This is a genomic window from Prosthecobacter sp., from assembly GCF_044236155.1.
In the GTDB taxonomy this organism is placed as follows: domain Bacteria; phylum Verrucomicrobiota; class Verrucomicrobiia; order Verrucomicrobiales; family Verrucomicrobiaceae; genus Prosthecobacter.
Window position 1 is genome coordinate 1 of the sequence record NZ_JBIIHA010000008.1, and the last position, 17,990, is coordinate 17,990.

Sequence of the window (17,990 nt, forward strand, 5' to 3'; positions counted from 1 at the left end):
ATTTAGGAATCTATGGCTCTTATAACACGGGCCAGCTTGGGCACCGCCAACTGATAGCTTGGATGTAATTCCATTCTTCTCGCTACACCAGTTGCTCTATCTGTACAATTTTAAAACACGCCCTAGCTTTTATTCTGTTTTCATCGTCTCCCATATCCCGGTAAAAAACTAAAATCATAAGTTCGGAAATAATTGCCGCCTTATCACGTGACAACAAACGACGGCGAAAGATCTCCAATCTTCTGTCAAAATAGTGCTTCAACAAGGCTGGAAAAACCTTATCAGCTATAAAATAGAAAACCGGAAAAAGAGCTAACCCTGCTACCCAAGTTTTAAAATCGGATAGTAACTTCAACGAATCAATGATGTAGTTCAGGCCTTGTTGCATAACTTCATTTTAGATTTCAACACACTTAATAAAAGAGTTAAGCGATGATTTACGCCGTCCATTGTTTCGCTACTTTTTGAGCTCATCAAGCATCTCTTTTGATTTGGCAATTAACTTGGTAAACTGCTCCAAATCGGCCATGGACAAATGTGCCATTGTTCCGTTAAATCTTCCGCATTGTACTGCTGCTTCCACAATACCCTGACTGCTGCTATAGCTAGAAACAGTCATATCTCCTTTTGTCTTATAGTCGGCTTGAAAATCCGCAAGCTTGGTAATTGTCTTGTCAATTTTGGCAATATATTCGATGCCTTTAAGAAGAGAAACAATCTCGTCATCATCAATGAATGAGGTGTCCGACTTTTCAAATCGTGAAGTGCTTTTAACGGTTACTGTGATGCCGTACTCCTTTTTGCCAGAACTTGCATCGGTGAACTCCTTGCATTCGACCGCGATCGATGTGCTTAATTGACCTTGGATTGATCCAACTTCTGAAAAACCTCGAATAATGACTGCGCCACTCCTGGCTTGAAACATCTCTAACTTGGTTTTCGGCTCTGCCGGGGGAGCCTTTGCTTCTTGTGCATGCGTGTAGCGAAGCAACGGGAACGCTAGGAATAGCGCAACTGCTGACAGGGTGGTTTTGGTTGTCATAAATTTGGAATGGTGCTTGGATGCGTCCTAACAGTATTGGCATACTGGAGCCGACAACGGCTACCTGTCGAAGAAAATGTTTATCTGGAATGGTTTGGCATTGATCTCACAAATGTGGAATAGCGTGTCTTTCCCGTACCTGTGTCTATCATAAATAGCACCAAGCATTTAGCGCCTACGCGCCTCAAAAGAGTCAGTGCTTGGCCGCTGGAAACAACGCCTGCATGGCACGCACCGTTTGATCCACGAGGATCTGCCCGCCTTCAGGGCCGACTTTGTTCACGTGCGGCAGGCCGCTGTAGCTGCCGCCTTCGATAGCGAGGGCGGTGGGCAGATACATGCCGCAACCATTCGTGAGCTGCAGCACAAAGGTCTGCTGCGCGGGGCTGCGGGCCTTCATCTGGATGCCCCAGTCGAGATACAGCTCAAAGGTGTTCGTGGTGATGGCGATGTCGCCGAGACGCAGGACGTGGAGCTCCATTTCGTAAGGCGGGAGTTTGTCGGCTTCTTCGAATCGCTTCACGATGCCCTTCTCCAGCGCGAGCATCGTGATGACGCGGTTGTCCGGCTTCTCGACGACGCTGTATTGCGCGATGTTCTTCTTCGCGTCCTCATACTCGCGTTCGAGGATCTTGCGCGGCGGCAGCGGCAGGTCTTCGACGATGTGGCCGAATGGCGCATCAGTCCGGATGTCGGCCTTCGCGGCATCGACCGTGTCGAAAACGGCATTGCTGATGCGGCGACCGAGTTCCTGTTGCCGCGAGAGGCCGCGCAGCTTGATCATGCGCGCCTCGGCGTCCTTGCGATACTGCGGATGCGGCGATTGATCGCCCGCCGCGCTGCACCAGCCGAGCACGGTGAGGTCAGGCAGGTTCAGTTTGGCCTTCAACTGCTCGCGTGCATCATGCCAGAAGTCGGCGTTGAGCGCGCTGCGGCTCTCCACTTCCTGCGAAGGACATGCGACATTGATTGCGACGGCTTGAAGCTGCTTTTCGGCATTCCAGAAGAACAGCGTCTCGATTCCCGATTCGGAACCGGCCTCCAGGTGGCGGAAGCGTGCGTCATTTGTCTTCGCATACATCTGCGCGTGACCATCGGCGAACACGGAGCGGCGATTCTCGCCGATCTGCGCGAAACCGAGCGTCCAGCTCACGCCACCCGGCTTGCGGCTCTTCCAGGCCTGCACGGCGGCCTGCGACAGGCGCTCGACGAGAAACGCGGTGTATTCCGCTGGCTGCATCACGCCTTCCTTCGGGATCGGATAAGTGATCAGCGTCTCCTCGGGAATCTCGGACGTCACTGGAGCGGTGTGCGTGTGCGTGGCGGACACAATGACCTTCCGCACATCGAAGTCCGGCAGCAGCGGCTTCAAATGCTGCCGAAACTGCGCCAGCACGGAGTGATGAATGCCCACAAGGTCGCAGGAGATGAGAATGCTTTGATCGATCACCTTGCTGCCCTCCACCGACTCAATCGCCACCGCCGCAGCGATGATCGGCGCTTCGACGCTTTGCGAAATGCGCGTCCCAAACTGCCCCGCGAGTGCCACGGGCTTGTCAGGCGTGATGCTGACGGTGGAAGAGCCGATGCGGAGTTCGGCGGCGTGGATCGAACCCAAGGCGAGAAGGCATAGAAAAAGTCGCATGAACGAGAAACGGCCTTCTAGACCGATTCTTCGAGCTTGGGCCGTGTGAAGCATGAAACAACGTCTCACGCTTCGGCTTATTGATGGCCCCACCATTCGCCATGAAGCCGACCGCTGCCTCCAACCGCCGCTCCTTTCTCCAAAACACCGCCGCTGCGGCCTCCACGCTCATTTTGCCGTCCGGGCTGCTGCGCGGACAAGCGGCGCGCCAGCTCAACGTCGGCTTCATCGGCATGGGCGGGCAGATTCAAGGCCATGTGAGCAAGATTGTGCAGCTCGGTCATCACGTCGGCGCGCTATGCGATGTCGATTCGGCTCAAATCGAGAACTCCAAGAAGCGCCATGGCGCGGGCGTGGCCGACGCGGCGGTGTATCGCGACTACCGCGTGCTGCTTGAAAAGGAGAAGTCGCTCGACGCAATCGTCATCGCCACGCCGGATCACTGGCATGCGCCGATCTGCCGTGCGGTGATGAATGCGGGAAAGCATGTGTATTGCGAAAAGCCGCTCACGCACACGATCGCGGAGGCACGTGAACTGCGCGAGATGTCACGCACGGCGAAAGTGATCACGCAGACGGGCAATCAAGGCAGTGCGTCGCCGAATCTGCGCCGCAGCATGGAGCTGATCGGCGCGGGATTCTTCGGCGCGATCAGCGACATCCACGTCTGGCATCCCACGCACAGTTGGCCGAGCGGTGATGAGCGCCCTGCGGGCAATGATCCCATCCCCGCTACGCTCGACTGGGACTTCTGGCTGGGCATCGCGCCCGAGCGCGCCTACAAGACCGGCATCTACCATCCGGCGAAGTGGCGCGGCTGGTATGACTTTGGCAACGGCTCGCTCGGCGACTTCTGCTGCCACGGCTTCAACATGCCTGTGCGTGCCTTGAATCTCGATTATCCGACGCGCATCGAGATCAGCGGCACCGGCATGGGCAAGGAGAGCTTCGCCGCAGCCTGCACCGTGCATTTTCACTTCGCGGCGCGTGGTGATCGCGGCCCGGTGCGGCTGCATTTCTACACCGGCGGTGATTTGCCGCCCGCAGATGTCACCGCGTCGCTCATCGCCACGTTCGGCAGCCTGCCGCGCACCGGCTGCCTGCTTATCGGCGAGCAGGGCCAGCTTCAAAGCGGCCTTTGGAACTCCGATTGCTACGTGAAGCTCAACAGCGACGCGAAATTCACCGGCGCGGACAATCATCCCGCCGCGAAACAGGTGCCCATCTCGCTGCCACGCGTGAAAGGCCACATCGACGAGTGGGTCGATGCCATCCAGGGCGGACCAAAGGTCTTCGCCGATTTTGATCTCGGTGGTCATCTCACCGAGATTGGCCTGTCCGGCATCGTGGCGCTGCGTTTGCAAAAGAGCATCGACTGGGACGGCCCGAACATGAAAGTCCCCGGCATGCCGGAGGCGGACAAGTTTATCCGCAAGACCGAGCGCGCGAAGTACGGGCGCCAGTGAAGTCGTATCGCTTCCGATTCAGCGGACCACTTTAAATGATCTCGGCAATCGGCTGCCCGAGATCGACAAGATACTGCGGTCTGCCGGTCGTGTCGGTGAGCGTGGTGCCGCGGGCGTCGATGCCGAGATGTTGGTAGAGCGTGGCAATGACGTCCTGATAGTGCACGGGGCGCTCACTGGCCTCGGCGGCGTATTTGTCGGTAGCACCGATGACTTGGCCGGTTTTGAGATGACCGCCCGCCATGATGCCCATGGCTACTTTGGGCCAGTGATCGCGTCCGGCTTTGTCGTTGATCTTCGGGGTGCGACCAAACTCACCCCAGACGATGATCATCACGTCCTGCAACATACCGCGCTCGTCGAGATCCGTGACCAGCGTGTGTAGCGCGTGGTCGATCAGCGGGCCGAGGTAGCGCATGGCGGAAAAGTTCCGCGAGTGCGTGTCGAAATCGCTGATGGAGATGCTCACACAGCGCACACCGGCCTCGATCAAGCGCCGAGCGAGCAGGAACTTCTGCGCGCACTTCGGGCTTTCCATCGAGCCAAAGGCATCGGCAGGGCGAATGATGCGCGGTGTGTAGCGTTCGAGCACTTGGGGGTCTTCTTTGCTCAGATCCATCGCGGCTGCGAATCGGCCTGAGGTGAGGATACCGAGCGAAAGCTGCGTGAACTCATCCAGCGCGTGCATGGAGCCGCTGTTGTCGATGTCGCGGCGGATCGTATCGAGATCACGCAGCAGCGACACGCGGTCTTCGAGTCGGCCAACCGTGAGACCTTTTGTCAGCGCCAGACTTTGGCTGTGACCGGAACCTCGACGCGCCAGTTCGGCCTTCATGCCGTTCTCCAATTGGCGCTCAAACAGATGGGAGATGTCCGGACGGAACGCCGAGGATGCGGTGCCGAGAAAGCCTGGCCTAGCGCTGTTGCGCACGAGCGGGCGGCCCTGCATGAGATCGACAAAGGCAGGCGCGGAATCTTTGGAGGTACTCAGCAGCTTGCTAACGACACAACCCATCGCCGGACGCCCGCCGATGAAGGCGAGGTCTTTGTCGCTGAAGCCTGACTGGCACTGAAAGGCATCGTGATTGCCCATCGCGCCGCTGAGCGAGCGCAGGAATACATACTTGTCTGCGTTCGCTGCCAGTCGCGGCAGCAATTCGGTCAAATGCAGCCCCGGGATCTTCGTCGGCAGCGATTTGAACTCGCCGCGAATCTCGCTCGGTGCCTCCGGCTTTGGATCGATCAGATCCATCTGAGGCGGACCACCATCGAGATGGATGTTGATCACCGCCTTTGTCGAAGACCGCACGCCAGCCGCCGATTCCGCCCGCAGCAGGTCCGGCAGCGTCAGCGAACCAACACCTAGCGCCCCCGCCTTCAGAAAACTGCGGCGGTGGTGGCTGGAGATGCTGCTCGGGAAGGTGAACATGCGCCCACGAACTACGGCATGGGGCGTGACGTGCTTTCCTTTCTTCTCGACATCGTGATGGGCGGGCAAGTCTCTCGATTTGCGTCGCGTAGTCACGACAGACCATGAAATTCATCCTTCTCTCACTGTTTCTCTCGCCGTTTGCCCTTCTCGCAGTGGATACACGGCAAGTTGGAGCGGCTTCGGTGGACATCACACCGGAGTATCCCGTGCGCCTCAGCGGCTATGGCGGTCGCCGTTTGCCAAACACCGGCGTCTCACAGCACATCTTTGCCAAGGCTCTGGCGATCGGCAGTGACGAAGAAGGCCCGGCGGTGATCGTGACGGTGGACAACTGCGGTGTGCCGGCAGCAATGCGCGACGAGGTGCTGAAACGTCTCGCGGCGAAAACGAAGGTCGTGAACGAGCGATTCGCCATCTGCTCCAGCCACACGCACTGCGCGCCGATGTTGATTGGCGTGCTGCCGAATTTGTTTGGCATGGACATCCCGGCGGAGCATCTGCCAGCCATCGAGCGCTACACGCGTGAACTGACCGACCACATCGAAAAAGTCGCCCTCGCGGCCCTGGCGGACCGAAAACCGGCCACGCTGGCCTGGAGCGTCGGAAAAGTCGGTTTCGCGGCGAACCGTCGGAATTTTCCGACGAAGCCCGTGGATCACGATCTGCCTGTTTTGCGCGCCACGGGCGCGGATGGCAAGGTGCGTGCTATTTTGACCAGCTATGCATGCCATTGCACGACGATCGGCATTGATGAAATCCACGGCGACTGGGCCGGATGTGCGCAGGAGGCGCTGCAACGTGAGTTTCCGGGTGCCATCGCGCTCACGGCGATTGGTTGCGGTGCAGATCAGAATCCCAATCCGCGACGCACGATGGAACTGGTGAAGCAATACGGCGAAGATCTTGGTGCGGAGGCGAAACGGCTCGTGCTGGGCGAGATGAAACCAGTCAATGGCCCGGTGAAGTGCAACGCGAAGCAAATCGACCTGGCCTTCGGCACACTGCCCACACACGAGGAGTGGCAGGCGCTGGCAGCATCGAAAACGCCCGCCATCGCCTACCACGCGAAGAAAAACCTCGCCCGCCTTGATCGCGGTGAGAAAATCCCGACGCATCTGCCCTATTTCGTGCAGACCTGGGCCTTCGGGAATGACATGGCCATGGTCTTCCTACCAGGCGAGATCACCGTGGATTACTCCCTGCGCATCAAGCGTGAGTTTGATCACGCCCGCATGTGGGTGAACGGCTACTCAAATGATGTGCCGTGCTATGTGCCTTCGAGGCGTGTGCTTGATGAGGGCGGCTACGAAGGTGCAGGTGCAATGGTTTATTATGATCGCCCCACCAAATTCGCGCTCGACGTGGAGGAGCGCATCATGAAGGCGGTGCATGAGGTCACGCCGAAGGGGTTCGTGGTTCCGCGGCAGTGACCGGCCGCGGATGACTTTCCGTTTGAGCCTGCCGGGCTTTCGGGCTAGTCAGCGGGCTATCAATTTCCCATGAGCAGCCCCTCCGCACACACTTACAAACAAGCCGGCGTCGATATTCACGAAGCAGCATCGCTGGTCGATGACATTGGCGTGCTGGTGAAGCGCACGCAGCAGAAGCGGAAGCTGGCGAATCCCTTCGGCCTGTTCGCCGCCGCCTACGACCTCAGCGGCTACAAGCACCCCATGATCCTCACCGGCTGCGACGGTGTCGGCACAAAGATCGAGCTGCTGCTGAAGCACGACCAGCTCGAAGCGGCGGGCAAAGACCTCGTCGCCATGAACGTGAACGATGTGCTGACCACGGGCGCCGATCCGATCATGTTCCTGGACTACGTCGGCATTCCGAAAATCCAGAAGACACAGATCACCCGCATCATCGCCGGCATGACGGAGTACCTGGAGGCGTGCAACTGCATCCTCGCGGGTGGTGAGACGGCGGAAATGCCGGGCATGGTGCCGGAAGGCATGGTGGAGCTCAGCGGCTTCGCGATCGGCGCCTGTGAAAAGGAAGACATGCTTGATCCCGGCACTATCGCCGCAGGTGATGTGCTCATCGGCTGGCCCAGCGCGGGTTTCCACGCGAATGGCTTCAGCCTCGTGCGCCGCATCATCGAGAAGGAAAAGCTCCAGTTCAGCGAGGACGAGATGCGTACGCTGCTGCTGCCCACGCTGCTTTATCATGAGGAAACGAAGGCGCTGAAGGCCGCTGGCGTCCGCCCGCGTGCCATGGCGCACATCACCGGCGGTGGTCTGCCGGAAAATCTGGGCCGCATCTTCCTAAAGCGCGGTCTCGGCGCGAACCTGCGCATTCCTTTCTGGCAGAACGACGTCGTCCAGAAGGTGCTGCGTCATGCGGACCCGAAGGACGCGATCGACACCTTCAACATGGGCCTCGGCTGGGTGGCGATCGTGTCGCCAGAACAAGCCGACACCGCTGTGAAGTGCGGCACCGGCGCGAAGATCATCGGCGAAATGGACACCAGCGCCCAGGTAAGCGTGGAGATCGTGTGATCTCCATCCTGGAACCGCTCATGCGAGAACCGGGCGTCGGCGGCTCAGGACGAAAAAGGCCGCGCAAAGAATGAGAACCGCGCCTCCGGGCTCCGGCACCGGCTGGAACAGCGTATCAAAGGTGTAAGTGGCCACATTCATGCCAAGCGCGGCACCGTCGGTGTTGTCACTCATCCAGTGAATGCCGCCGTAAATCCGGCTCATGCCCGCTTCCTCGGCAGCCTCAGTGAAACTGGAGAAATTTCGCGTGTAACCCAGCGGCAGGAAAGGCGACTCGGAAGTCGCAGAGAAGGAAATGTTGTCAGTGCCGAAGAACTGCGCGAGGACGGCAGCTCCTGCCATTGAGAAGGCGCTGTGTCCGCTGGTGTAGGCACCAAACGAGGGCGTGGGGATCAGCGGGGTCCATGACGCGTCGGCGATGGTGTCAGGATTGCCGTCGGTATCAGCGGTGTTGATGGCCAGCATGGGACGCCAGGTGTCATAATAGACCTTGGCCTCCCAGGTGGCGATGGCCGTGTCCGCCTCGGCGAGGTTGAGCAGGGCAAAGAGCCGAGCGTTTTGCTCCACATTCAATCCAGCGGAAGCCGACACGCTCTGAGCGATCCGGTTCCAATGGCCGGGTGGTGAGGCGGTGCCAGGTCCATCGACCCAGAAATAGGCGATGGCAGTCTGGTCTGTCGTACGGGTGGAGCCGGTGGCCCTGCCCAGGCTCTTGACCTGATTGAACTCCGTAGTGTAGGCGGCGCTCTGCACCCAGTTCTGGTAATCTGTGGCTGTCCTGCCATTGAGACCCGCAGGGCCACCAGGGCGAAACTGAGCTCCATTAGTGAGCACAAACGGCACGACGTCGCCCCATTGCGAGTAGAGGAAACTCCCGGTGCTGGCGCCCCAAGCCCCGGGATTGGTTCCCGCCTGCCAGCGGCCCACCGTGCCAAGAGGCTGCGGGTTGTAAGTCGAGACGGCATTCCAGCCATCCCCTGCCCGCGCATTGATCATGGCCGTCGCGGCGGCGGTTCCGACCTCCATGCCACGGGTCTTCGCATCTCCGGAGGCGATGGCGGACATGTGTGTGTTGTAGAGGTCGGTGAATCTGGTCAGATGGGAATTGCCCGGACCGTAGCGGTCCGTGTAAACCGAGGTCAGGGTTTGGTAGGCTGCGGTGGCTGCGGCGGCATTGATGTCGATGGCCGTTCCCGCCGTGGTGGGGTCAAAATAGCCTAAGTAGGGCTGGTAATTCCGGTTCACGGAATTCACCGCGTCGAACATGGATCCGCCAAGCATTCCCATGGTGCGCGAATTAATGGGAGGTGCGGCGGCACTTGCTTCTGCGGCAAAGGTCTGGCGCATGAGTTCATTCCAATCCATGATCACGTCCCCACGCGCCATGCCCGCAAAGGCCAGGCAGAGGGGGAGAATCAAGCGAGAAGAGCTCATTGGGCGGCGTTGAGAAGGGCATTTGGTTAATGCATCAATAATTTATGTGTTTATTAAGCCCATGACAACACCCAGTTTATAATTTCCACAATATTCTTCCAACTTTTTCAACCCACATTGCAGCCCTCCATGAGCCTTTCTTCCCCTGCCTTTGCCGTCCTAATCTGCTCTTTTTTCGGCCTCTCGTTGGCCTTCGCCCAAGCACCTGCCACAAAGGCCAAGCGCGCTCCGAATCCGGCCATGGCTCCGATTCAGGATGTCGCGGGCCTGCCACGAGTGCTCCTGATCGGTGATTCGATCTCCATTGGCTACACGGTGGCCACCCGGAAGCTGCTGGAGGGCAAAGCCAACGTCCACCGCATCCCTACCAACGGCGGCCCGACGAAGAACGGTGTCGGCAACATCGCCAAATGGCTCGGCGATGGCAAATGGGACATCATTCACTTCAACTGGGGCATCCACGACCTCAAATACATGCCCGACGGCAAACGCCAGGTGGAGCCCGCCGACTACGAGGCGAATCTGCGCAAGCTGGTCGCCACGCTGAAAGCCACAGGCGCGAAGCTGATCTGGGCGACCACCACGCCGATCCCGGACGGAGAGCTCAACCCGCCGCGTAAATTCGGCCAGGTGAAGGAATACAACGACATCGCCGCGAAGGTGATGGCGGAGAACGGCGTCGCCATCGACGACCTCAACACCCACATCACGCCTCACCTCGCCGAGATGCAGAATCCGCGCGATGTGCATTACACGGCGGCCGGAAGCCAGCATCTCGCGGAAAAAGTCGCCGGGGCGATCACGCAGGCGCTGGCGAAGTAGCCGGGGAGGCGGGTTGCGCGGGCGTGAATCCCGCTTATCTACGCGGCCCGCTTATGCACAGCTTCCGCTACCATCAGGGCGAATTGTTCGCCGAAAACGTCCCGCTCCAATCCCTTGCCGAAAAACACGGCACGCCGCTCTACGTCTATTCCAAGGCGACGATCACGGACCACTTCACCCGCCTCGACGCGGCGTTCGGAAACCTGAATCACCTCGTCTGCTATGCGGTGAAGGCGAACTCGAACCTCGCCGTGCTCAGCACCATCGCGAAGCTCGGCGGCGGCTTCGACATCGTCTCCGCAGGCGAGCTTTACCGCGTCATCAAGGCCGGCGGTGATCCTGGAAAGTGCACCTTCGCCGGCGTGGGCAAGACGCGTGACGAGATCGAGTTCGCTCTCAAAAGCGGCATTTACTGCTTCAATGCCGAGTCCGAGGCCGAGCTGCGCTACATCAATCATGTCGCCGGTGAACTCGGCAAAAAAGCCCCCGTGGCCGTGCGCGTGAACCCGAACGTCGATGCGAAGACGCACGCGAAGATCACCACAGGCAAGAGCGAGAACAAGTTCGGCATCGACTTCGACCAGATCCTCGACGTTTACGCCCGTGTGGCCGCCGAGTGCCCGAATCTCGTCATTAAGGGCCTGCAGATGCACATCGGCTCCCAACTCACCAATGTCGATCCCTTCCTGGAGGCCGTGCAGAAGGTCGTACCGCTCGTGAAGCAGGTCAAAGAGCGCCACGGCATCGAATTCTTCAGCATCGGTGGCGGCATCGGCATCAACTACCGCCAAAGCCTCGACTCCGGCCCCGCCACCTGGTGGGAAAAGAACGCTGAGACACATCCGCTCACCATCCAGGCTTATTCGGATGCCGTGGTGCCTCATTTGCAGTCGCTCGGACTGCGCATCCTGTGCGAGCCCGGCCGCTTCATGGTGGGCAACGCGGGCACGCTGATTACCAGGGTGCTCTATGAAAAGCGCGGTTCCGCCAAGACCTTCAAAATCGTCGATGCCGGTATGAACGACCTCATCCGCCCGACGCTTTACGAGGGCTGGCATCAAATCGTGCCGCTGAAGCAGCCCGCGACCGATGCTGTCGAGAAAGTCGATGTCGTCGGCCCCATCTGCGAATCCGGCGACTTCCTCGCGCAGAACCGCGAAATCCCGCTCGTGAAGGAAGGCGACTACCTCGCGGTGCTCAGCGCAGGCGCGTATGGCTTCACGATGGCGTCGAACTACAACACACGCCCCATGCCCGCCGAAATCCTCGTCGATGGCGACAAGGCCACCGTCGTGCGCGAGCGCCAGACGCTCGACGACGTGCTCAAAGGCGAGCACATCGCTTAAAAAGCGCGAACTGACAAAAGCGAACCAGGAACCGAATTAGATGCACATCGCCGACATCCTCAAAACCCAGCGTCCCACGCTCTCTTTCGAGTTCTTCCCCCCGAAGACCGCCGAGGCGTCGGAAGCGCTGTATCAGACCATCGGCGAGCTGGAGGCCTACAAGCCCTCGTTTGTCAGCGTCACCTACGGCGCCGGCGGTTCCACGCGTGAACTCACGCATGATCTCGTGGTCCGCATCAAGACCACGACCACGCTCGATCCCATCCCGCACCTCACCTGCGTCTGCCACAGCGAGGCCGACATCGCCGCGATTCTTGAGCGCTACGCAAAAGCCGGCGTGAGCAACATCCTCGCCCTCGGCGGCGATCCGCCGAAGGGTCTCACGGGTTACGACCGTGCGAAGGACGCCTTCCAGCACGCTGCCGACCTCGTCGCCTTCATCCGCAAGTTCATCAGCACCGGCTCGCATCCTGATCCGCGCGGCTTCGGCATCGGCGTCGCCGGTTTCCCGGAAGGTCATCCCGCCACGCCGAACCGCGTGCTGGAAATGGACTACCTCAAGGCCAAGGTCGATGCGGGCGCGGACTACATCTGCACGCAGTTGTTTTTTGACAACCACGACTTCTACGACTTCCGCGAGCGCTGCCAGCTCGCGGGCATCCACATCCCCATCATCGCCGGCATCATGCCCATCACCAGTGCCGCCGGCATGCGCCGCATGGCCGAGCTGGCCGCCGGAGCACGCTATCCGGCCAAGTTGCTGCGCGCCATCCAACGCTGCGGCAAGGACGAGGACGCCGTGCAGAAAGTCGGCATCCACTACGCTACCGAGCAGTGCCGCGACCTGCTCGACCACGGAGTCGATGGCATCCATTTCTACACCTTGAACAAATCCCACGCCACGCGCGAGATTTACTCCAGCCTCGGTATCCGTGACTCCGCCGCAGTGCGCCCGCAATCATGAGCGAAGAAGCACCTCTCATCGCCGCCATCGAGGCCGGCGGCACGAAGTTCGTCTGCGCCATCGGTACCGGCCCGCACGATCTGCGAGATGTCACGCGCATCCCCACCACCACGCCGGAGGAGACGCTTGGCGGTGTGAACCGCTTTCTCACGATGGCCCGGTCGAAATACGGTTCCTTCGCCGCCATCGGCATCGGCTCCTTCGGGCCGATCGATCTCGACAAAAACAGCGAAACCTACGGCTACATCACCTCCACGCCGAAACCCGGCTGGCAGTTCACCAAGGTCGTCCCCATGCTGCACGACCGCTACAAGGTGCCCGTCGCCTGGGACACAGATGTGAATGCAGCCGTTCTCGGTGAATACCTCTGGGGTGCCGGGCAGGGCATCGATCCGCTCATCTACATCACCGTCGGCACCGGTGTGGGCGGTGGCGTGCTCGTGAATGGCCAGCTTTTGCACGGCCTGCTGCATCCCGAGATCGGCCACCTCATGGTTCCGCCGCCGCAGAACTCATCGGCCATCCAGCAGGCCTGCCACTGCCCGTTTCACAAAAGTTGTGTCGAAGGCTACGTCAGCGGCAGCTCGCTCGCCTCACGCTGGGGCGTCAAGGCCGACGCGCTGCCGCCCGATCATCCCGCGTGGGAGGAAGTCGCTGACGTCATGGCCCATGCCTTGATGAATCTCACCCTCAGCCTCTGCCCGAAGCGCATCATCCTCGGTGGAGGCGTCATGAGCCAGGAACACATCCTGCCCCTCATCCGCGGCCAGCTCCACAAGCTCAACAACAACTACCTCCGCGTCCCCGAACTCGGCCGCAACATCGACGACTTCATTGTCGCGCCGGGGTTGGGAGCACGCTCAGGTCTGCTCGGAGCGCTGGCTCTCGGGAAGTATGAGCTGGACAGACATGCGAAGTGAAACTTGTCCTCAATCAAGACACATACGGCGCGGTGCTGCGTGAGATCGTGCCCTCGGCCAGGCGGCTTCTCTGGCTTGTCACGGCGGACATCAAGGACTTGCATGTCGAAGGCGGGCGGAAAAAATTCGTGCCGTTTCTGGAAGTTCTCGCCGGGCTCATCAAGGAGGGCGTGGAAGTGCGGCTGGTGCATGCCAAGGAACCCGGACCGCGCTTCCGCAAGGACTTCGACCGTTTTCCCGAACTCATCGGCAGCGATCTCTTCACGCGCATCCTTTGCCCGCGGATGCACATGAAATGCGTGATCGCCGACGAACGAATCGCCTACATCGGCTCCGCCAACCTCACCGGAGCCGGCCTTGGGGCCAAAAGCGATCACCGCCGCAACTTCGAAGCCGGCGTCGTCACCGAAGACCGGACCACCATACGTACGCTCATGGAGTTTCTCGACGCCTACTTCCTCGGTGACCATTGCCTCAAATGCCAGCGCAGAGATGTCTGCCCCGACCCGATTGCATGATCCATGGGCTCCGGCACCCTCGCGCATTTCCGGTGCCCGTCACCTGGAAGACTGAGGTGGCGCTTGCCTTCCACGCCGGGATTTGGAGAATCGCGCTTCATGAAGCGCCTTTTGCTCCTTCTTTCCCCTGCCCTGCTCGCCTCCGCTGAATCCGGCGCGCCGGTGCAGAAGTTTCAGCAGCTCGACTCGCCGATGCCGACACCTTCGGCGCAGCGACTGGCCTCGGGGGCGCCGGGGAAGGATTACTGGCAGAACCGGGCGGACTATGACATCAACGTCGAGCTGGATGATGTGAAACGCACGATCACGGCGGAGGCGACGGTGACGTATCACAATGCCTCGCCCGACGCGCTGGAGTATCTGTGGGTGCAGCTCGATCAGAATTATCTCTCCCACAACGCCGACTCGCGGGCCGCGCCGAACACGAAGCGCGGCATTGACCCGAACAAGATCACCTACAGCGCGGTGGACCGCCTGCTGGCCTACGAGGACTACGACGGCGAGATGAAGATCAGCAAGCTAACCGACGCGCAGGGCAAACCGCTGCATCATTCCGTGGTGAAGACGATGCTGCGCATCGACCTGCCGCAGCCGCTGGCCGCAGGCGCGGATTTTGTCTTCAAGATCGGCTGGAGCTACCCGATCAACGACTGCGACCGCATCAACGCGCGCACGGGCTACGAGTTCTTCAAAGAGGACGGCAACTGCATCTACACCATCGCGCAGTGGTTCCCGCGCATGGCGGCCTACACAGACTACGCGGGCTGGATCAACAAGCAGTTCCTCGGCACCGGCGAGTTCACGCTCGAATTCGGCAACTACACCGTGCGCCTGACGGTGCCGGACGATCATCTCGTCGCCGCCACGGGCGCCTTGCAGAATCCGGAGGCCGTTTTGACCGAAACGCAGCGTGAGCGGCTCACGAAGGCGCAGAGCGAGACGAAGAAGCCGGTTTTCATCGTCACGCCGGAGGAGGCGAAGGCGGCGGAGAAGGGCAAGCCGAAGGGAAAGAAGACCTGGGTGTTCCAAGCCGACAACGTGCGTGATTTTGCCTTCGCCTCGTCGCGCAAGTTTGCGTGGGACGCGATGGCGGTCGAGGGCGCGAGTGTGCATGGCAAGCCGGTGATGGCGATGTCGCTTTACCCGAAGGAGGGCATGCCCCTGTGGGACAAGTATTCGACGCATGCCATCGCGCACACGATCCAGACTTACTCGCGCTACACCTTTGATTATCCGTATCCCGTCGCGTGGTCGGTGAATGGGCCTGTGGGCGGCATGGAATACCCGATGATCTGCTTCAACGGCCCGCGTCCGGAAAAAGACGGCACCTACCCGGAGCGCACGAAGTATGCGCTGATCGGCGTCGTCATTCATGAGGTGGGGCACAACTACTTCCCGATGATCGTCAACAGCGACGAACGGCAGTGGACGTGGATGGACGAGGGGCTGAACTCGTTTGTCGAATACCTCACCGAGGAGGAATGGGAGAACGACTGGAAGCACCGGCGCAATGAACGCGGCATGGTCGATTACATGCGCACGACGGACCGTGTGCCGGTGATGACGAACTCGGAGTCCATCGCCGACCTCGGCCCGAACGCCTACGGCCAGCCCACCGTGGCGCTGAACATCCTGCGCGAGCACATCCTGGGCCGTGAAGCCTTCGATCACGCGTTCAAGACCTATGCTAAGCGCTGGATGTTCAAGCGGCCCACGCCGAGCGATTTCTTCCGCACGATCGAGGACGCGAGCGGTGTGGATCTCGACTGGTTCTGGCGCGGCTGGTTTTTCAGCGTCGATCACGTCGATGTGGCGATCGAAGAAGTGAAGTGGCTGCAGCTCGACACGCGTGATCCGGCGATCGAGAAGAAGAAAAAGAAGCAGCAGGAGGACGAACTGCCGAAAACCACCACGAAGGAGCGCAACTATCCGCTTTCGAAGCGCGTGGACCGTTTCCCCGAGCTGAAGGACTTCTACGACAGCTTTGATGAGACGACAGTGCTGCCGAGCGAGAAGAAGAAATTCGAATCACTCATCAAGGAACTGAACGAGGAGGAGATCGATCCAAAGCTGCTGCAAACAAAGCACAACTTCTACTCCATCGAGCTGCGGAACGTCGGCGGACTCGTCACACCGGTCATTTTGAAAGTCGAATACACCGACGGAAGCACCGAGGAATTGAAGCTGCCGCCGGAAATCTGGCGCTTCAACACGGAGAAGGCGTCGAAGTTTCTGTTTACGAAGAAGGAACTCAAGTCGGTCACGTTCGATCCGCGTCAGGAACTCGTGGACACCGACGTTGAGAACAACTACTGGCCCCGCCGCCCGGTGAAGAGCAAATTCCAGCTCTTCAAGGAGGACAAGGCCCCGAATCCGATGCGGGAGCTAACGAAGCCGGAGAAGAAAGACGACGAGAAGAAGACGGATGAGAAGAAGTAGCCTCATCGCGGCGCTCACCGTCGTTCTGCTCGTGCCGTGTCTCCACGCGCACTCGCTTCATCAATCCACTGCCGAGGCAGAATACAATCCGACGACGAAAAAGCTCGAAGTCAGCCTCACCGTCTTCATCAACGACCTCGAACTCGCCCTCGTTCGCCAATGCGAGCGCGAGATGCGGATCGAAAAAATTCCCGCCGCCGAATTCGACGCGCAAATTCAGGCCTATCTCGCCAAAACCTTCGTCGTGACCGATACAGCGGGAAAAACGGCTAAAATCAAATGGGTGGGACGTCAGCTCGACGACGAATCGAAGAAAAGCGATGATCCGATGGTGACGCTGTTCTTCGAGATCGGACTGCCGGACGGTCCGAACGGCAAAACGCTACGGCATTCCGTTTTCCATGATCTCTTCAACGATCAGATCAATTTGCTGCATCTGCGCCATGAAACGCGACAAGCTGAGTTGAGATTCACCAAGGACGAAGCGCTCAAGAAGATTGACGGCCAACCCTGATCAACCAAAGAACGGTGCCAGGACATTCCGCGCGACTTTGAGGGCTTTCATGCGGCCTTCGAGGGTTTTGCCGAAGGTGTCGTCTTCGACTTCGATGCAGAGTGGGCCGCCGTAGCCGATGCGCATGAGTTCGGCCATGAATTGAGGCCAATTGATATCGCCATAGCCAGGAATGCGTGGTTGGTGCCACTTGAGCGGGAAATCGAAGCGGCCGACTTCGTTGAGGGCGGCGCGGTTGATCTTCACATCCTTGGCGTGGAGGTGGAAGAGCTTGGATTTGAACTCGGCGAGGGGGCTGAGCGGGTCCATGCCTTGGAGGATGAAGTGCGAGGGATCGTAGTTGAGGCCGAAGTTTGGCGAGTCGATGTCGCTGAAGGCACGGCGCCAGATCGCGGGCGTGGTGAGGAGGTTTTTGCCGCCGGGCCATTCGTCTCGGGTGAAGGACATGGGGCAGTTTTCGATGCCGATCTTCACGCCGTGGTCTTCGGCGAACTGGATGATGGGTTTCCAGATCTTGAGGAAGCGCGGCCAGTTTTCATCGACGCTTTTCGTCCAGTCGCGGCCGACAAAGCCGTTCACGCGGCTCAATCCGAGCTTCGGCGCGGCAGCGATGACTTTCTTGAAGTGCGAAACGGCGAAGCGCGAGACCTCGGGGTTTGGATCGAGCATGTTCGGGTAATAACCGAGGGCGCTGATGCCGACGCCTTGATCCTGACACTGCGCGAGGATGTCGTCCGCTTTCGATTGGGTGAGGCCAATGACATTAATGTGGGTGACGCCGGCATATTTGCGTTCCGCCTTGCCGACAGGCCAGCACATGACCTCGATGGTGGAAAAGCCCTCGTGGCGTGCGAAGGAGAGGACTTCCTCGAAGGAAAGCTCGGGGAGGATGGCGGTGACGAAGCCGAGTTGCATGACGTGGTGGTGGTGGGAGTGGCGGTTTGCGG

16 protein-coding genes are annotated in these 17,990 nt (G+C 59.6%); 10 read left to right on the forward strand and 6 right to left on the reverse strand.

Features of this window, described 5'->3' with window-relative positions; genetic code table 11:
* Positions 1 to 82 precede the first annotated feature (82 nt).
* From ACILSE_RS08845 to ACILSE_RS08855, 3 genes are all read right to left on the reverse strand, one after another.
* Complete coding sequence (locus tag ACILSE_RS08845) at positions 83 to 388, reverse strand: hypothetical protein (protein WP_395717014.1); 306 nt, start codon at positions 386 to 388, stop codon at positions 83 to 85.
* Between the two features lie 69 nt (positions 389 to 457).
* Complete coding sequence (locus ACILSE_RS08850; protein ID WP_395717015.1) at positions 458 to 1,042, reverse strand: hypothetical protein; 585 nt, start codon at positions 1,040 to 1,042, stop codon at positions 458 to 460.
* A gap of 193 nt (positions 1,043 to 1,235) precedes the next feature.
* Complete coding sequence (locus ACILSE_RS08855) at positions 1,236 to 2,687, reverse strand: hypothetical protein (RefSeq protein ID WP_395717016.1); 1,452 nt, start codon at positions 2,685 to 2,687, stop codon at positions 1,236 to 1,238.
* 101 nt (positions 2,688 to 2,788) lie between these two features.
* Here ACILSE_RS08855 and ACILSE_RS08860 point away from each other — a divergent pair, with 101 nt between their 5' ends.
* Positions 2,789 to 4,153, forward strand: a complete 1,365-nt coding sequence (locus ACILSE_RS08860) for a Gfo/Idh/MocA family protein (protein WP_395717017.1) — start codon at positions 2,789 to 2,791, stop codon at positions 4,151 to 4,153.
* 31 nt (positions 4,154 to 4,184) lie between these two features.
* On the opposite strand, the gene ACILSE_RS08865 is transcribed toward ACILSE_RS08860, so the two are convergent.
* Positions 4,185 to 5,582, reverse strand: a complete 1,398-nt coding sequence (locus ACILSE_RS08865; protein ID WP_395717018.1) for a DUF1501 domain-containing protein — start codon at positions 5,580 to 5,582, stop codon at positions 4,185 to 4,187.
* Positions 5,583 to 5,686: 104 nt separating this feature from the next.
* Here ACILSE_RS08865 and ACILSE_RS08870 point away from each other — a divergent pair, with 104 nt between their 5' ends.
* Positions 5,687 to 7,015: a neutral/alkaline non-lysosomal ceramidase N-terminal domain-containing protein gene (locus ACILSE_RS08870; RefSeq protein WP_395717019.1), complete on the forward strand. Its 1,329-nt coding sequence runs from the start codon at positions 5,687 to 5,689 to the stop codon at positions 7,013 to 7,015.
* 69 nt (positions 7,016 to 7,084) lie between these two features.
* Positions 7,085 to 8,086, forward strand: a complete 1,002-nt coding sequence (gene purM, locus ACILSE_RS08875; RefSeq protein ID WP_395717020.1) for a phosphoribosylformylglycinamidine cyclo-ligase — start codon at positions 7,085 to 7,087, stop codon at positions 8,084 to 8,086.
* An 18-nt stretch (positions 8,087 to 8,104) separates the two neighbouring features.
* Here the strand turns inward: purM and ACILSE_RS08880 are convergent, their stop codons facing one another.
* Entirely contained in the window at positions 8,105 to 9,520 is a 1,416-nt protein-coding gene (locus tag ACILSE_RS08880) for a vanadium-dependent haloperoxidase (RefSeq protein ID WP_395717021.1), read from the reverse strand.
* A 129-nt stretch (positions 9,521 to 9,649) separates the two neighbouring features.
* Between ACILSE_RS08880 and ACILSE_RS08885 the strand changes: the two genes are divergently transcribed.
* The 7 genes from ACILSE_RS08885 to ACILSE_RS08915 all read left to right on the forward strand — a co-directional run bounded on the left by ACILSE_RS08885 (position 9,650) and on the right by ACILSE_RS08915 (position 17,043).
* Complete coding sequence (locus ACILSE_RS08885; protein ID WP_395717022.1) at positions 9,650 to 10,342, forward strand: SGNH/GDSL hydrolase family protein; 693 nt, start codon at positions 9,650 to 9,652, stop codon at positions 10,340 to 10,342.
* Between the two features lie 53 nt (positions 10,343 to 10,395).
* Entirely contained in the window at positions 10,396 to 11,688 is a 1,293-nt protein-coding gene (lysA, locus tag ACILSE_RS08890; RefSeq protein WP_395717023.1) for a diaminopimelate decarboxylase, read from the forward strand.
* 40 nt (positions 11,689 to 11,728) lie between these two features.
* Positions 11,729 to 12,652 carry a methylenetetrahydrofolate reductase [NAD(P)H] gene (gene metF, locus ACILSE_RS08895; RefSeq protein ID WP_395717024.1) on the forward strand — a complete coding sequence of 308 codons (924 nt, stop codon included), beginning with the start codon at positions 11,729 to 11,731 and terminating at the stop codon, positions 12,650 to 12,652.
* Complete coding sequence (locus tag ACILSE_RS08900; RefSeq protein WP_395717025.1) at positions 12,649 to 13,572, forward strand: ROK family protein; 924 nt, start codon at positions 12,649 to 12,651, stop codon at positions 13,570 to 13,572. The genes metF and ACILSE_RS08900 overlap by 4 nt, the downstream gene beginning before the upstream one ends.
* Complete coding sequence (locus ACILSE_RS08905) at positions 13,569 to 14,090, forward strand: phospholipase D-like domain-containing protein (RefSeq protein ID WP_395717026.1); 522 nt, start codon at positions 13,569 to 13,571, stop codon at positions 14,088 to 14,090. Before ACILSE_RS08900 ends, ACILSE_RS08905 begins: the two co-directional genes overlap by 4 nt.
* A gap of 99 nt (positions 14,091 to 14,189) precedes the next feature.
* Complete coding sequence (locus ACILSE_RS08910) at positions 14,190 to 16,529, forward strand: M1 family metallopeptidase (RefSeq protein WP_395717027.1); 2,340 nt, start codon at positions 14,190 to 14,192, stop codon at positions 16,527 to 16,529.
* Positions 16,516 to 17,043 carry a DUF6702 family protein gene (locus ACILSE_RS08915; protein WP_395717028.1) on the forward strand — a complete coding sequence of 176 codons (528 nt, stop codon included), beginning with the start codon at positions 16,516 to 16,518 and terminating at the stop codon, positions 17,041 to 17,043. Before ACILSE_RS08910 ends, ACILSE_RS08915 begins: the two co-directional genes overlap by 14 nt.
* On the opposite strand, the gene ACILSE_RS08920 is transcribed toward ACILSE_RS08915, so the two are convergent.
* A complete protein-coding gene (locus ACILSE_RS08920; protein WP_395717029.1) occupies positions 17,044 to 17,958 on the reverse strand; it encodes a sugar phosphate isomerase/epimerase family protein in 915 nt (304 codons plus the stop codon). It lies immediately after the preceding gene.
* Positions 17,959 to 17,990: the final 32 nt, after the last annotated feature.

What these genes read in the sequence shown, in the direction of transcription:
- ACILSE_RS08850 (WP_395717015.1), bottom strand. Translation starts at nt 1,042, where the DNA reads ATGACAACCAAAACCACCCTGTCAGCAGTTGCGCTATTCCTAGCGTTC.
- ACILSE_RS08920 (WP_395717029.1), bottom strand. Translation starts at nt 17,958, where the DNA reads ATGCAACTCGGCTTCGTCACCGCCATCCTCCCCGAGCTTTCCTTCGAG.
- ACILSE_RS08910 (WP_395717027.1), top strand. Translation starts at nt 14,190, where the DNA reads ATGAAGCGCCTTTTGCTCCTTCTTTCCCCTGCCCTGCTCGCCTCCGCT.
- ACILSE_RS08885 (WP_395717022.1), top strand. Translation starts at nt 9,650, where the DNA reads ATGAGCCTTTCTTCCCCTGCCTTTGCCGTCCTAATCTGCTCTTTTTTC.
- ACILSE_RS08900 (WP_395717025.1), top strand. Translation starts at nt 12,649, where the DNA reads ATGAGCGAAGAAGCACCTCTCATCGCCGCCATCGAGGCCGGCGGCACG.
- ACILSE_RS08855 (WP_395717016.1), bottom strand. Translation starts at nt 2,687, where the DNA reads ATGCGACTTTTTCTATGCCTTCTCGCCTTGGGTTCGATCCACGCCGCC.
- metF (WP_395717024.1), top strand. Translation starts at nt 11,729, where the DNA reads ATGCACATCGCCGACATCCTCAAAACCCAGCGTCCCACGCTCTCTTTC.
- purM (WP_395717020.1), top strand. Translation starts at nt 7,085, where the DNA reads ATGAGCAGCCCCTCCGCACACACTTACAAACAAGCCGGCGTCGATATT.
- ACILSE_RS08865 (WP_395717018.1), bottom strand. Translation starts at nt 5,582, where the DNA reads ATGTTCACCTTCCCGAGCAGCATCTCCAGCCACCACCGCCGCAGTTTT.
- lysA (WP_395717023.1), top strand. Translation starts at nt 10,396, where the DNA reads ATGCACAGCTTCCGCTACCATCAGGGCGAATTGTTCGCCGAAAACGTC.
- ACILSE_RS08880 (WP_395717021.1), bottom strand. Translation starts at nt 9,520, where the DNA reads ATGAGCTCTTCTCGCTTGATTCTCCCCCTCTGCCTGGCCTTTGCGGGC.
- ACILSE_RS08915 (WP_395717028.1), top strand. Translation starts at nt 16,516, where the DNA reads ATGAGAAGAAGTAGCCTCATCGCGGCGCTCACCGTCGTTCTGCTCGTG.
- ACILSE_RS08845 (WP_395717014.1), bottom strand. Translation starts at nt 388, where the DNA reads ATGCAACAAGGCCTGAACTACATCATTGATTCGTTGAAGTTACTATCC.
- ACILSE_RS08860 (WP_395717017.1), top strand. Translation starts at nt 2,789, where the DNA reads ATGAAGCCGACCGCTGCCTCCAACCGCCGCTCCTTTCTCCAAAACACC.
- ACILSE_RS08870 (WP_395717019.1), top strand. Translation starts at nt 5,687, where the DNA reads ATGAAATTCATCCTTCTCTCACTGTTTCTCTCGCCGTTTGCCCTTCTC.